Annotated in this window: 13 protein-coding genes; 4 read left to right on the top strand and 9 right to left on the bottom strand. The window is 41.4% G+C overall.

The window, feature by feature from the left end:
• Positions 1-130: 130 nt before the first annotated feature.
• From N6H18_RS10415 to N6H18_RS10390, 6 genes are read right to left on the bottom strand one after another with little or no spacing between them, the layout of a single operon-like run.
• Entirely contained in the window at positions 131-559 is a 429-nt protein-coding gene (locus tag N6H18_RS10415; RefSeq protein ID WP_262308211.1) for a 3-hydroxyacyl-ACP dehydratase, read from the bottom strand.
• Positions 556-1,422: a lysophospholipid acyltransferase family protein gene (locus N6H18_RS10410; protein WP_262308210.1), complete on the bottom strand. Its 867-nt coding sequence runs from the start codon at positions 1,420-1,422 to the stop codon at positions 556-558. The genes N6H18_RS10415 and N6H18_RS10410 overlap by 4 nt, the downstream gene beginning before the upstream one ends.
• A complete protein-coding gene (locus N6H18_RS10405; RefSeq protein WP_262308209.1) occupies positions 1,422-1,670 on the bottom strand; it encodes a phosphopantetheine-binding protein in 249 nt (82 codons plus the stop codon). Before N6H18_RS10405 ends, N6H18_RS10410 begins: the two co-directional genes overlap by 1 nt.
• Positions 1,663-2,877 carry a beta-ketoacyl-[acyl-carrier-protein] synthase family protein gene (locus tag N6H18_RS10400; protein ID WP_262308208.1) on the bottom strand — a complete coding sequence of 405 codons (1,215 nt, stop codon included), beginning with the start codon at positions 2,875-2,877 and terminating at the stop codon, positions 1,663-1,665. The genes N6H18_RS10405 and N6H18_RS10400 overlap by 8 nt, the downstream gene beginning before the upstream one ends.
• A 5-nt stretch (positions 2,878-2,882) precedes the next feature.
• Positions 2,883-3,617, bottom strand: a complete 735-nt coding sequence (fabG, locus tag N6H18_RS10395) for a 3-oxoacyl-ACP reductase FabG (protein ID WP_262308207.1) — start codon at positions 3,615-3,617, stop codon at positions 2,883-2,885.
• Positions 3,614-5,143: an HAL/PAL/TAL family ammonia-lyase gene (locus N6H18_RS10390; RefSeq protein ID WP_262308206.1), complete on the bottom strand. Its 1,530-nt coding sequence runs from the start codon at positions 5,141-5,143 to the stop codon at positions 3,614-3,616. Before N6H18_RS10390 ends, fabG begins: the two co-directional genes overlap by 4 nt.
• A 162-nt stretch (positions 5,144-5,305) precedes the next feature.
• Between N6H18_RS10390 and N6H18_RS10385 the strand changes: the two genes are divergently transcribed.
• Both N6H18_RS10385 and N6H18_RS10380 read left to right on the top strand, forming a co-directional pair.
• A complete protein-coding gene (locus N6H18_RS10385; protein ID WP_262308205.1) occupies positions 5,306-9,112 on the top strand; it encodes a trifunctional MMPL family transporter/lysophospholipid acyltransferase/class I SAM-dependent methyltransferase in 3,807 nt (1,268 codons plus the stop codon).
• 176 nt (positions 9,113-9,288) lie between these two features.
• On the top strand, positions 9,289-10,338 hold the full coding sequence (locus N6H18_RS10380; RefSeq protein WP_262308204.1) for a methyltransferase: 1,050 nt from the start codon (positions 9,289-9,291) through the stop codon (positions 10,336-10,338).
• Positions 10,339-10,406: 68 nt separating this feature from the next.
• On the opposite strand, the gene N6H18_RS10375 is transcribed toward N6H18_RS10380, so the two are convergent.
• The 3 genes from N6H18_RS10375 to N6H18_RS10365 form a co-directional block, all read right to left on the bottom strand.
• The gene (locus tag N6H18_RS10375) at positions 10,407-10,790 is read right to left on the bottom strand and encodes a hypothetical protein (RefSeq protein WP_262308203.1); all 384 of its coding nucleotides are present in this window, start codon (positions 10,788-10,790) and stop codon (positions 10,407-10,409) included.
• A 290-nt stretch (positions 10,791-11,080) separates the two neighbouring features.
• A complete protein-coding gene (locus N6H18_RS10370; protein ID WP_262308202.1) occupies positions 11,081-11,428 on the bottom strand; it encodes a hypothetical protein in 348 nt (115 codons plus the stop codon).
• 137 nt (positions 11,429-11,565) lie between these two features.
• Positions 11,566-12,801 carry an NAD(P)/FAD-dependent oxidoreductase gene (locus N6H18_RS10365; RefSeq protein WP_262308201.1) on the bottom strand — a complete coding sequence of 412 codons (1,236 nt, stop codon included), beginning with the start codon at positions 12,799-12,801 and terminating at the stop codon, positions 11,566-11,568.
• A 170-nt stretch (positions 12,802-12,971) separates the two neighbouring features.
• Here N6H18_RS10365 and N6H18_RS10360 point away from each other — a divergent pair, with 170 nt between their 5' ends.
• Together N6H18_RS10360 and acpS are read left to right on the top strand one after the other, a co-directional pair.
• Complete coding sequence (locus N6H18_RS10360) at positions 12,972-14,627, top strand: C45 family peptidase (protein WP_262308200.1); 1,656 nt, start codon at positions 12,972-12,974, stop codon at positions 14,625-14,627.
• A complete protein-coding gene (gene acpS / locus N6H18_RS10355) occupies positions 14,624-14,995 on the top strand; it encodes a holo-ACP synthase (RefSeq protein WP_262308199.1) in 372 nt (123 codons plus the stop codon). The genes N6H18_RS10360 and acpS overlap by 4 nt, the downstream gene beginning before the upstream one ends.
• Position 14,996: the final 1 nt, after the last annotated feature.

Raw genomic sequence — 14,996 nt, 5'->3', positions numbered from 1 at the left:
ATATACTGGCTTGAAATTTCATCATACTACCAATCCCCACAGGTTGAAATTAAGTACACAGTAGTACTACATTTCAACCAAACTTATAACCGATAACCATCTTCAGTTTATTTCAAATATGGCCCTAACTTTATTCGGCCTGAATCATTATTTTCATTTCGCAAGTAGCCAATGGTTGACCTGCAGCCTCACTTGTACCTGAGATAATAGTCACTCCCATGACTTCATTTTTTATCTGAACTGTCGTACTAATCAGCGACCCAACGATTGGTAAATTACTCACTATCACTTTACTTACACCACCAATGAATCCCAAAGGAACTGGAATTTTCCTCAGGTGGCATTCATAGCCCACTTTGGCCGCAGCAGTTTGTGCTATATTTTCAATCAATCCAGATTCGGTCAATTGCCCATCCAGTACAAAAATATTGTCTTCTCTCACTTTTAATTGAGAAACAACAAGTCTATCCGTACATTCTATCAACTCATCAATCATGACAATTGGTGCTCGCTGTGGAATGTAATCGGTAATATTCTCTTGACTGACTAGCGCTTTCATTCGTGATGAAAAAAATTGTAATAGTTAAACCAATGATCAGGATTTTTCCTCACTTTGGCAGCCAACGCATCTGCGAAACACTGCGCAATGGCCTGTGTATCCTTTCTATCTACCTCTGGCACTTCGGCCGTAAAATGATACTTAAACTTACTTACCTTGTTGGCAAACACAAAAGCATAAGGTGCTTTTAATTTGGACACCAACTGAAACGGCCCAACAGGGAATAATGCTTTTTGATCAAAAAAATCCAAATCAAATGTAGGCGCACCTGGCAAAAAACGATCTGCATGCAAACAGAGGATTTCTTGGTTTTTCAGGGCATTGTAGATTTTGATCAGATGCGCTAGGTCATTTTTCTGTGTGATGATTTCGTAGCTTTGCACTCCTTGGCTGGACAGGTATTCCTTGATCTTTTCGTGCTCATTGTCGTACATCAGTACATTGATTTTGCGATCAAAGCGTCTGAGCAACTGACCGGCTATGTCCCAATTACCATAGTGTCCGGAGATCAAAATCAATCCTTGTCCTTGATCCGCCATTGCCAAAATATCATCTTCACCTTCCTTGGTGTAAGAATATAAGTCCTTCTTGCCCACATTAAAGGCAATTCGGTCTAAAAGTGATTGTGCCAGCTCGTAAAAGTTGCGTCTGATAATAGGTTTGGATTCCTTGCGAGACAGTTTCAACGTTTTCGCATAAAAATCCTCCAAAGCCTCTCTAGGAGCCGAAGAAAACAAAAAATAATAGTAGGAAACTACCCTTAGCAGCAGGTAGGCTGCATGAATATTGACAATTTTAAGAGTCCATACAATAATGCGGTAGCCTAGTAGGCTACCCTTGGTACGTCCTGTCCATTTTGACATTAGGCATGTTCAAACTTACTGACGATAAAATCGTAAAAATCGTTGAGTGTAGAAATTGATTTAAAATCTTCACCTGTCACCTTGAAACCAAAGTGGCTTTCGATCACCACAACCAGATCTACATAATCCAAGCTGTCCAAATCTAATGTTTCATGAAGTATTCCATTAGGATCAAGAGATTCCACTTCTACTTCAAACTCCTCCGCTAAAAAACCATTTACAGTTTCTACTACTTCTTCTCTACTCATACTTCTTAACAATAAGGGTTGAATTCGTACCTCCAAAACCGAAAGAATTAGAGGCTATTGTATCTAAGTTACATTTAGTTGCTTCTGCAATAATATTAAGATTTCGGGAAACTTCATCAGGATTCTCAAAATTGATATTCGGAGCAATAAAACCGTTGCGCATCATAATCATACTATAAACAATCTCACTTGCACCTGCCATCCAGCACTCATGACCTGTCATAGATTTGGTTGAACTCACTGGAGTTTTCCCTCCAAAAACATCCAAAATTGCTTGGGCTTCATACATATCTCCTTTCGGAGTAGATGTAGCGTGTGCATTGACATAGTCCACTTGATCAGGTTTGATTCCTGCCATTTTTAGAGCCCTTGTGATGGAATCTATTTGCCCTCCAGTATCTGGGTTGGAAATATGGTCTCCATTGGAGGAAAAGCCATATCCAGTAAGCTCGCCAAGGATGGTCGCTCCCCTGCGTTGTGCTGACTCTAGTGATTCTATGACTACAGTTGCGGCTCCACCACTTGTGACCAAACCATCTCTGTCCTTATCAAATGGTCGTGATGACTGTGCTGGATTATCCTCTCTCATAGAAAAAACACCCAAGCCATCAAAACTCCCAAAAGCATACATATTTACCTCTTGCGCACCACCACAAATAATCATGTCTTCCAATCCAGACTTGATCATGTGAAAACCTACACCAATGGCGTGAGATCCAGAGGCACATGCTGCGCTGATGGTAAAATTGATTCCTCTCAATCTGAATATAGTAGCAAGGTTCATGTTGACCGTGGAGTTCATGGACTGAAAAATAGATCCCGAACCGACCAACATGGTGTCTTTCTTTTCTCTGATTGTATCTACAGCTTCGATGACAGCACCAGCAGTAGAATCATTGCCAAACAAGATTCCAGCTCTGTTTTGATCCAAATAATCTTGTGTAATACCTGCCATATCCAAGGCTTCTTTGGTAGAAACATAGGCATATTTGGCCTCTTCGGACATGCCCAAACGTTCACGTCTGGACAAATCCTTTTTCAAATCAGGTTCTTCGAGGATTCCTGTCAAACAAGAACGGTATCCAAATGGACGTCTGTCTTCGGCAATACCAATACCACTACGACCCTGACGCAATGAATCTGTAACTTCCTCTACATTCTTACCAATGCAGGAGTAAACCCCATAACCTGTAATAACAACTCTCATTCTAACTAGGAATACAATCCCCCATTTATATTAATTACTTCACCTGTGATATAGGCTGCTTTGTCTGATGCCAAAAACGACACCAAATCGGCTACTTCTTGAGGATTACCAAAACGATTCATCGGAACCATTCTTTTCAACTCATCCTCATTTAAATCTTGCGTCATGTCGCTGGTGATAAATCCAGGAGCGACTGCATTTACCGTAATTTTTCTTTTGGCTATCTCTTGAGACAGAGCCTTTGTAGCGGCTATCATCCCACCCTTTGCGGCAGAATAATTGACCTGTCCTGGCACTCCTTTCAATCCCGAAAGCGACGCTACATTGACAATTCTACCATATCTATTTCTTACAAAATGCTGCAACAAATGTCTGGTAACGTTGTACATGCCTTTTAGACTTGTATTGACGACATCATCAAAATCCCTTTCTTCCATAAACACCATCAGATTGTCTCTGGTGATACCTGCGTTGTTGACCAAGATTTCAATCTTTGATTCCTTGTTGGCATCCAACCATGCTGTCAATTTGCTTTGAACTTCATCATGGTTTTGAACCTGAAATTTCAAAAGCTCAGCAGTACCTCCATTTTCTTCGATCAAACGTTTGGTTTCATTTGCAGCGTCATCGTTGGAAGCATAGTTGATCACAACGTGTACACCCAAATCAGCCGCCAATGTCACAGCAACAGCTCTGCCTATACCTCTAGACCCTCCGGTCACCAATGCACATTTCCTCAAAACAAGTTCTTTTCTGTATTCAACAATTTTTTCTTAAGCTCCCTTTGATGCTCACACAATGCTATGTCTTCTCTCAAAGTAGGGACTTTCTCTCTTACAAAATCATAAAATTTTCTTGTCTCCGAAGACTTCAAATCGATCTTGTTGGTCAAGTCTAACGCTTGAGAAATGGCAATCATCAATATAGTCAACACCTCAAAAGAGTTATCAATCACTTTTTGTGTCATGATCGCTGCATTCGTTCCCATGCTGACAATGTCTTGATTGTCACCATTGTTTGGTATACTATGGACATACATCGGGTTAGACAGTGTTTGATTTTCAGCCGTGGTAGATACTGCTGTAAACTGCATCCCTTGCAAACCAAAGTTGAATCCCAACTTTTCCATATTCAAGAATGGAGGGAAAATCTGGTTCAATTTTGAGTTCATTAGGAAGTTCAACTGACGCTCCATCAACATACTGAGTTTGGTCACAGCGATTTTCAGTTTATCCATCTCCAGTGCGATGTAGTCACCGTGGAAGTTACCTCCATGATACACATTCTTGGTATCCATGCAGATAATAGGGTTGTCATTGGCCGAATTCACCTCATCCTCCACGATTTCCTTACAATATTGCCATGTCTCCAAGATAGGCCCGATGATTTGGGGTACGCACCTCAGTGAATAATACTCCTGCACCTTTTCAGAAAAATATTCCTGGTCTTTGATGTGTTCTTGATTGAAAAGGTGAGCATTTCGCTCTTTCAGCACGTTACCATCCTTGAGAAGGTCACGCATGATACTCGCTACTTTTTGCTGCCCTTTGTGCAGTTTAGAAGCATTCAGTTCTGACGAAAATGAATCATCATATGATGAAGTCAATTCGTTCATGATAGAGGAAGCATGAATCGCCCATCCTATCAATTTCTTTGCTTTGATCAAATTGACCGCAGCGATACCAGACATGCAAGAGGTACCGTTGATAGCACCCAAACCATCTCTTAGCATCAATTTGGCTGGAGAAATCCCCGTTGCTTTGAGGGCAACTGCTGTGTCTACTATTTCCCCTTTATAATACACCTTGCCATGTCCTATCAGCGTATGAGCGACATGTGCCAGCTGCACCAAGTCACCACTCGCTCCTACTCCTCCGTGCTTGGGGATGCACGAGATCACATCATGCTGTATGAATTGCTCCAAAGTCTCTAGATACTGAAGACTCACGCCTGAGAAACCCAAAGCCAAAGTATTGAGACGGCAAACCATGACTATTTTGGCATATTCTTCACCAATATATTCTCCCGCACCATTACTATGACTGTAGATTAGATTGTATTGGAGTTCTTCCAATTTATCCTCAGGAATCCTGTATTGTGCCATAGGGCCAAATCCAGTGTTGATTCCGTATATCACTTTGTCTTTGGAAAATTCCTTCAAAAATTCATAAGATTTCTCAACCTTAGACTTTTGATCTGCTTCGAACAGGTACTTTCCCTTTTTTTCGAAGATCTCCTCTATTTTTTCTATTGTAAGCCTTCCCAACGATCGTAAGTTTTACTCTTAGGTTCTAATTTCAATTTTCACTAAATCGCAAATCTAATTAATTAATTCGCAGCAACTAGTTTAGCCCTCTCAATTTGATCAATTTCAACGACTATACTTTAATATTGCACATCAATCATTCATTTTGATTTACCATACTTCATGCGCTTTCCTCACATCCTGATTTTTATCTTTATCCTAATCACCTCATTTGGAGGAGTTTACAGCATAACCCATCTCGACATAAGTGAGAATCTCGATGAAACCTTGCCCAACCAAGAAGAATTTTTGACTATCCAGCATTGGATGGACAAACAAAAAAACATAATCGTATTCTCCTTAGATCTAAGTGAAAAACTGGGTCATATGGATGAGATTGATCCTATAGCTGACTCACTGGCCAATCTGATTATCGAATCAGGGCTGATAGATGATGTGCAATACAAAAATGATATCGATCCAGAATCCTTTGTCTCGCTGATCACTGACAACCTGCCCATCTACCTAGAAGCCCAAGACTATGCTAAAATCGAAGAGCTTTTGGATCCTATACAAATCCAACTCCGACTGGAAGAAAACAAAAGAACCCTGCTCTCTCCAGAAGGCATCGGCCAGCGAAAAAGAATCCTCAATGACCCACTTGGATTCAGTGCTTTGGCCTTTGACTCCTTTAGCAAAATGCAAATAGCTGATGAAATCATCGAAAACGGAGGATATTTTTTCTCTCAAGATCGCAGCAATTTACTCTTCAAAGGTCGTCTCAACTTTGACATTTCAAGTAGCAAACTCAACCGCGATGCAGCAGAAAAACTCGACATGCTCGTCACCAACTGGGACCAACATCACCCGCAAAACCGTGTTGACTACTTTGGCACCTTCCTAGTCGCGGATGTCAACGCATCGCAGATTGAGCAAGATGTACATACAACTGTGCTTATCGCAGTGATAGCGATTATTCTACTGCTCATCTATTATTACCGTAAATTGGTAATTCTGATCCTATTCCTTGTGCCAGGGATATTCGGCATCTTGAGTGCCGCAGCTGCAATTTACATCCTACAAGGGCAGATTTCTGGCTTGGCACTGGCAGCCAGCGCCATTGTATTCGGCATAGTCGCAGATTATTCCTTTCATTTTTTCACACACTTCAAGGAAAAGAAAGACTCCATAGGCAGTCGAAATGACATCATGTTTCCGCTACTCATCAGTGGTGGTACGACCATAGTTGCCTTCATGTCCCTGCTATTTGCTGACTCCAAAGCATTGCAAGATTTTGGGTTATTTACCTCTTTGAGTCTTATGGGCACACTCTTTTTTATCTTGACTGGTTTGCCTTTGATTTTAAGACCTTTTGAGAAGAAAATTCAATTCCCTCCCATCAATCAATTGGACAAATGGGTGGACAAAATCAAAATTGGCCAATCTATTCCTAGCTTCAAAAGCATGGCAGCTTTCCTTCTACTCACTGGAGTTATGTTGTATTTCGGCATGGATGTGCAGTTTGAAGATGACCTGCGAAAAATCAACTACTACCCAGCGGAGTTACAAAAGAGAGAAGTAGCCTTACAAAACATCAATCCAGAAACAGAGCAAAGAATAACTATCCTATCCAAAAATACTATCGATCATAGTACTGAATGGAATAACCAACTGCTATTTGATCAGCTCCGTGATTTACAACAAGACGGGGATGTCAAATCATTTTTCTCGCTGGCTCCTATCATGATATCTACTGAAGAGCAAGCCATCAGAATCCAACGTTGGAATGAATTCTGGAATGGGAAAAGAGAAAATTTCATTTCCGAATTCCGATCCACAGCAATCCAAGCCAATTGGAAGCCTCAATACTTTGATGGATTCTACGAGCTGGTGCAAAAAGAATATGACTCGATAGATTTAAGCAACTTCATAGCGAGCTGCAGCAACCTGAGCGATCTTACTCTCAACAACGAGACAGGCAAAGAAATCATCACCACTCTCATCTGTAGCAAAGATGACGCAGAACAACTCAAAAACTCACTGTCACAAATCCCTGGCACCATCCTCATAGACGGTGCAAGTGTGATGTCCAAAATCGTAGAAAGTGTCAAAAACGACTTTAATTTTTTGCTTGTCTATGCCGCACTGGCCGTATTTGTCGCTTTTTTGTTCATATACGGCAACATCGAATTGACACTGATCTCGTTTATTCCTATGGCGCTGAGTTGGATCTGGGTATTGGGAATGGCAGCCTTGCTAGGGATCAAATTCAACTTCATCAATATCATCCTGACTACCTTCATTTTTGGACTGGGGGATGATTTTAGCATATTTGTGACTGATGGGCTCATCCATCGATACAAGTACAAAAAAGAAGTCCTTGGTCAATACAAAACAGGCATTATTCTCTCTTCTATCTCTACCATTATCGGGACAGGAGTATTGATTTTTGCCAAGCACCCAGCACTACAATCCATCGCGCTGCTCAGTGTCATAGGCATATTGATCATTGTACCGATCACCTTTTTTATCCAACCAGTCCTGTTCAAATTGCTAATCAGCAACCGTACAGACAAAGGCAAACCACCATACTCTATATTCAACATCATTTTCAGCTTTTTCGGTTACTCGATCTTCATAGCTGGCAGTCTATTTAGTGTAGCATCTTCATACATGTTGCGCATACTACCACTATCCAGCGGATTCAAAAAACACGGTACGCGCCGTATCTTACAAATTATTGCTGGTTTTCAACTAGACATACTTTGGAAAGCCAAGAAAAGATACTTTGGAATGGAAAACCTAGATTTTTCCAAACCGTCGATCATCATCGCCAATCACACCTCCTTTTTCGACATATTGGCACTGGTGCGACTACATCCCAAATTGGTTTTGGTGGTCAATCAATGGGTCTACAATTCCCCCTTGTTTGGTCCGGCGATCCGTTATGCAGACTACATTCCTTCGTTCAAAAACATGGAAGACCAACTCCCAAAAATCAAGGAATTGGTCGCCCAGGGGTTTAGCATTGCCATCTATCCAGAAGGGCGCCGTTCGGAAGACGGCAAGATGGGTCGTTTCCACAAAGGTGCTTTTTGGTTGGCTGAGGAGTTACAGCTAGATATCACTCCCGTTTTCTTACACGGGCATGGGTATGTGATGCCCAAAAATGAATATTACCTAAAGGACTCCTATTGTGACACAGTCGTACTGCCTAGGATCACCTGGGACGACCCACAGTATGGCTCTGGATACAAAACCAGAACCAAGCAAATTTCGGCCTATTTCAAAGCAGCATACAAGTCATATGAAGAGAGTGAGATATGTCGTGACACTGCCTATTCTCCTTTGATGTTTAGTTTCTACTACAAAAGCCCCATACTACCGTGGTACTTCCGAATCAAATGGGCTTTTGAGAAAAGAAACTATGAAAACTACCATCAATTGATCGGCAGTGGAGCGAAGAAGATATATGATCTTGGTTGTGGGTATGGGTATTTGAGTTATTTCCTGTGGTTGAGAAACAACGAACGCAGCATATTGGGCTATGACTATGATGAGGAAAAAATATCTCTCTCGCAAAACAGCTATTTAAAAAATGAGCAGATCAATTTTCAACAAGCAAAAATAGAGGAGGTAGTCATCGAAAATGCAGACGCCATTGTACTCGCAGACGTATTGCACTATTTGAGTCCAGAAGCCCAAACGAGGACACTCAACAATTGTGATTCAGGACTCAAACCAGGAGGCATCATCCTCCTACGTGACGGCATAGCAGATCAACAGAAAAAACACAAATGGACAGAAAAATCAGAAAAATGGTCTACGCAACTTATCAAATTCAATAAAACCATAGGCCAGTTGCATTTCTTTACGCAAGCATACATCGAAAACTGGGCAAAGCAGCACAACTATGAAATAGAAACTGACCTACAATCAGACAAGTCTTCCAACATGCTATTTGTATTGCGTAAATCAGACTCATTATAAAATAAGAATATGAAACCAATCAACCTCTATTCAAGATATGGTTCTTAACATTGAATTAATTATCATTGAGCGATTATATGTCTTGAGGTAATAATATGATAAGCTAAGACCATAAATCTGAAAATATTAAAGATTCAGAAACCACTAAAATATTTGTAACACCCACAACAGTTCACATGAAAATATCGGCCATAGACGCTAAGTTCGAAGCACAAAAAATAGCATTTGCTCCCATTACCTTTCAAGCCATCCAAGCCATGAAAAATCTTGGCGTAATGGAAAGCATCTACAAAAACAGAGGTGCTGCTACCAAAGAATCCCTTATTGCAGAGTTGGGTTTATCCAAATATGCCATTGAGGTCATGTTAGAAACAGCTGAGGTGATGAATATCGTGACCATCGAAGAAGGTAAAATCACACTTTCCAAGATTGGATTCTTCTTGCTCAGAGACGAATTGACCAAAGTCAACATGAATTTTGTCAACGATGTATGCTACGAAGGCTCAAAATACCTCGAAGAGTCTTTGGCTGAGAGCAGACCCGCAGGATTGAAAGTATTTGGTGAGTGGGACACTGTCTATGAAGGTCTCTCCAAACTGGAACCAAATGTTCGCAAATCTTGGTTAGAGTTTGATCATTTCTATTCTCAAGATGCTTTTGATTCTGCATTGGATATTGTATTTCAAGACAAGCCCAAAAAACTTTTTGATATCGGAGGAAATACAGGAAAATGGTCTATCAAATGCTGTGGATATAATTCTGAGGTCAACATCAAAATTCTAGACCTACCAGGTCAGATAGAAATGGCCAAGAAAAACATCGCTGCAAACAATCTTGAAGACAGAATCGAGTTCCACCCGATCAACCTTTTGGATGAAACTCAAAAAGTACCACAAGGTGCAGATGTCATTTGGATGAGTCAATTTCTTGATTGCTTCTCAGAAGAAGAGATTTTGGCCATTCTCGAAAATTGTGTACAAGCTGCAAGCGATGACACCACCATTTTCATCATGGAGCCTTTCATAGATAACCAGCCATATGCTGCTGCTACTTATTCGTTGGTTGCTACATCTTTGTACTTTACCTGTATTGCCAATGGCAACAGCAAAATGTACAAATGCGAAGTGTTCAAAGAATTGATTGACAAGGCTGGATTGCAGGTAGTCGAGGAGTTCCCACTGATCGGAGACAGCTACCACACCATCTTGAAATGTAAACTGAAGTGATTTATATCCACGGTTGGCAGTCATCATGGACGACTGTCAACCGTGGATTGTGATTGTCAAGTGCAGGCTTATAAATATGCCAACCGTGCATTTTCTCTAAAGTGATCTTGAAATCTTGAAATCATGTCTCGTTCTGCAGGTATGATACCATTGTAGGCACTTGCCATTCTTTCCATCAGATTGACAAAATATGGCATGTGTTGATCATACTTGAGTGTTTGTAGAATTCTCATGTTCTTGAAAAACACAATTTTGGGATCCATTTCTAAGCGCATGGCACGATCAAAAGACAATTTGATTCGATGTGCCCATTTGTCTTGTTCGACAATTTTTTCCAATTCTTTAATTTCTTGCTCTTGGATGGCTCCATCTGCCATAGCCAAGGCATACAGGATTTTACCAAATACATCAAGTGTAATTTCATCCGGGTCTTTCATTGCTTGGGGATTCATAGTATTTAGAATTCAATGTTTGAGGTTGCAAAAGTGTTGTCACCAAAATCAGACAGGTCTGACAAATTCATTTCTAAAAACAGAAATGCACATATGCTACAGATGAGATGGTTGATTGCTTCAACCTATACCCTTCTTAAATATAGGGTATTTCTCCACAATTAACTATTTGAAATAAATAGATTTATTCAAACGTTACCCTTAGCTACGAAGAATAAAACCGTTGGGTAACAAAAAAGGGAGTCTTTTGTAAAGAAAGACTCCCTTTTTTGTTTTCACGACCATGTTAGCTACAATTCATCACAGTCATCTTCTGTCTCCTTGATGATCTCATCATAGGCATCCAAACTCGATTCTAATCCGATCCTCAAAGGTTTGGGGACGCAATCCCAGGCATCATCGACTCCATCTACATAGGCATACATGGCATCTACGTAGGCAGAACAAGTTGCAGGAGTGGGATCATCTAGGTACGCCTTTTGCGTTTCGTTGATCTTAGTCGACAATTCAGTAAAATCATAATCATCCGCATCACAGCCAATTATCTTATCCTCCAGCTTGTCTTCGACGTTGCAAGATGCAAATACAGCACTCAATAATATGGCACACAATAGTCTGGACTTAGTTAATACATTCATAGTAATTAGGTTTTGGTATAGTAAATTTAAGAACGCTTTGTCACAACGGCAGAGTTTGAGATTTATTGAGTGTAGAAAACAAAAAAGAGTTGTCAGCCTACGACCAACAACCCTTGCTTTCAGAACTTTCTAGGAAGTTATTTAGCAGCCTCTGCGGCAGCTTCTTCCATACCTATTACATGAGCCACTGTTTTGATTAGTTTTCTATTTCTCTTGACAAAAGGATTAGTTACATCCCAAACATACCCCGCCAAGATGGAGGTCAATTGCTTTTTGATCTCCATCTTGATATCTGAGTGAAAGAATATCCTCTGGAGTTCTCCATTGTACCATGTATCCACTACAGCATGAAACACCTCTGTAGCTTGTTTCATGTGTTGCACATACTCTTTGTCCCAGTCTGGTTTCTCTCCTTTTAATTCCTTCTCGATCAACTTGGCGCTTTTGATCGCAGACTCGGTAGCTATTGCCACTCCCGAAGAGAACACAGGATCAATGAACCCCGTGGTGTTACCCGCCAAGACAAAACGATGACCATACAACTGACTAGAGCTATTGGTATAGTCATTGGCACCTCGTACATCGTAGAGAAACTCTTTGCCTTCGAAGCGTTCGATGAAGTGATCTGACTTTTCCATCATCTTCCTGAACAGCTCGTTTTGATCAGCTGCTGGGATGTCAAACCACTTTTTGTTACCCACAAAACCTAAGGATGTGTTGCCATTAGAAAATGGAATCACCCAATACCATAGATCCTGCTCCAACACTTCAAATGTAATTCTCATAGGGCGCTTGAATCGCTCTCTGTTGGTCTCTTTGACCTGTGTAAACAATGACCTACGACCCGTCTCTGCATACTTTATATCAAAATTGAGCATTTTGGAAAGTACTCCGGCATTTCCGCTAGAGTCGAGAACATACTTAAACTCATGTATGGCTTTCGTGCCATTTTCTTCAATCTCTGCGACTACCTTGTCTGCTTGAAAATCAATTTTCGCTATTGTAGCCTCAAACTTGACCTCTGCACCTTTCTTTTCTGCTTCTTTGATCAGGATGTGGTCAAACTCATCTCTGGGAACCTGCCAGGTCCAAGTCCATCCTGGTGTGAAATTTTCATCAAAAGAGATGTCAATTTCATCATCCTTTCGGATAAAAAGTGCGCCAGACTTGACCTCAAAATTGGCTGCTTTGATGGCATCTAGCATACCGACCTCTTCGAAATGCTCCATACTGAGCGGCAACAAACTCTCCCCAATCGTGAATCTCGGGAACTTAGATTTTTCCACCACTGTGACACTGTACCCCTGATTTACCAAATATGCAGCTGCTACACTGCCAGCAGGCCCTGCCCCTATTACCAATACATCCTTCATTTTTTTGTTGATTACGTCTTGAGACCTATCGCTGCATAATCTCTTAGGATTCTACTCATTCATCCTTTGAGATTCTACTCATTACATCATTAATCACTAAAATTGTATCCTGATTAAAGACATAAAACATTATTTCGTCTCTTTGAAGGTTCAAAATTAAAAAAATAGAATTGAAAAAACGCTATCTCGTTGCAGCTATACTCCTAATCCTCATCCTAGCAGGCTCATGGTATTTTGTATCTCGTGTCATCTATGACGCGCCAGATACACCTGTATCTACAATCAACAGTGATCAGCTAGTGGTTATCAGCGATTCTCACTTCCGCTTGGGTAATAGCTGGCTCAAAAGAAACAAGTATGGCAACTGGGAGAGCTACATCGAAGGCAGCGCATACGACCGTGGCAGGACGATAGGAATACTGCATCGTCAGCTGATCCAAGATCAAGAGGAAGTCTTCGTCGACGAAATCAATGCCCATGTACCTTCATGGTTTTTGAGAAAATTCCTCATGCTGGGCATTTCATGGTTCAATAGAGATTTGGATCAGTATATCCCAGATGAATACAGACAAGAGATCTATGGCGTATCAGAGTTCTTTGCAGATGAGTACGACTTCATAGGCCCAAAATACAACCGCATCATCAATTACCATGCAGCACATGACATAGGTCATGCGGTACAAAACATGCACCTTGTGGGCTGTACATCCCTTGGTGTGTGGAACTTTGACGACTCAACAAAGCAAATGCTGTCTGGTCGCAATTTTGACTTTTATTTCGGGGATGAGTTTGCCAAAAACAAGATCGTCTTGCTGTGCAACCCTACTGAAGGATACAAATACCTATCTGTGACCTGGGGTGGATTCTGTGGAGTGGTATCAGGCATGAACGAACACGGTCTGAGCATCACCCTCAACTCCGCCAAATCTGAGATCCCAACCGAGTCAGGCACCCCTGTATCAATCATCGCCAGAGATATCTTGCAATATGCCTCTACCTTAGAAGAAGCCCAATCTATTGCCAACCAATATGAGAGCTTTGTCTCCGAACTATTCACCATTTCATCTCTCAAAGACCAGAAAATGGCCGTGATAGAAAAAGCACCTACCTACACAGGTATCTACTACCCTAGCAGCGACACGCTGATTGTGACCAACCACTACCAAAGTCCCGAACTCAAAGACCTCCCTATCAACACCGAGCACATGAACAGCTCCGAATCAGTAGATCGCATGACACGTACACGAGAGTTGACCAACCGACTCCAAGAGGTCACCCCAAATACTATCGTGGACATATTGAGAAACCAAGCAGGGATCGCTGGCAAAGACCTAGGGATGGGAAACCCAAAGGCCATCAATCAACTACTCGCACATCATGCAGTGATCTTTGACAATGTAGAAAAATGCGTTTGGGTGTCCAATTATCCTTTTCAGGAGAATGTATTTGATGCCTATGATCTGGATGATTTTGGCAAATGGTCAGACTTGAAAGACACAGTTGTCACCATTGATTCTCTCTCGATAGAAGCTGACCCTTTCTATACCAGCGAGGCGTTTCAGCAATTCAAGCAATTCAAAGTCTTGAAATCGCAAATCACCTACTACACACAAGAGAGGTCCAAAATGGATAGTCTGGAGGTGAGGCAATTCATCCAATCCAACCCAGAATACTATGAGACACACCGATTGGTCGGCAACTACTATGCTGCTTTGGGAGAGAAACAAAAAGCCATCGACAGCTATTACCTAGCACTGGAAAAAGACATTGCCTACTTGGAGGACCGACAGTTCATCAACAAGCAAATCAAAGAACTCAGCGAATGATCTACGGAATAGGGACGGACATAGCCGAGACGCTGCGATTCAAAAAGAAACTTGACAATACCAAATTTCTAGAGACGGTCTTTACCCCATTAGAAATGGACTATTGCCAGCGCAAAGCCCACCCTGAGCAGCACTTTGCAGCCAGGTTTGCTGCCAAAGAAGCCTACATGAAGGCACTAGGTACTGGGTGGGTTGAGGGTGCTGATTTTAAGGAGATTGAAATCCAAAACAGCACCGAGGGAGTGCCCAGCATCACCCTGCTGGGTGGAAGCAAAAGATATTTTGATAAATCAGAACTGAAAGACATCTTTGTATCCATAAGCCACACCGCAGAATATGCTGTGGCGTACATCATTATTACTAAGTAGG

This window comes from Reichenbachiella agarivorans, assembly GCF_025502585.1.
GTDB lineage: Bacteria > Bacteroidota > Bacteroidia > Cytophagales > Cyclobacteriaceae > Reichenbachiella > Reichenbachiella agarivorans.
This window is presented reverse-complemented; position numbering and strand designations above follow the sequence as displayed.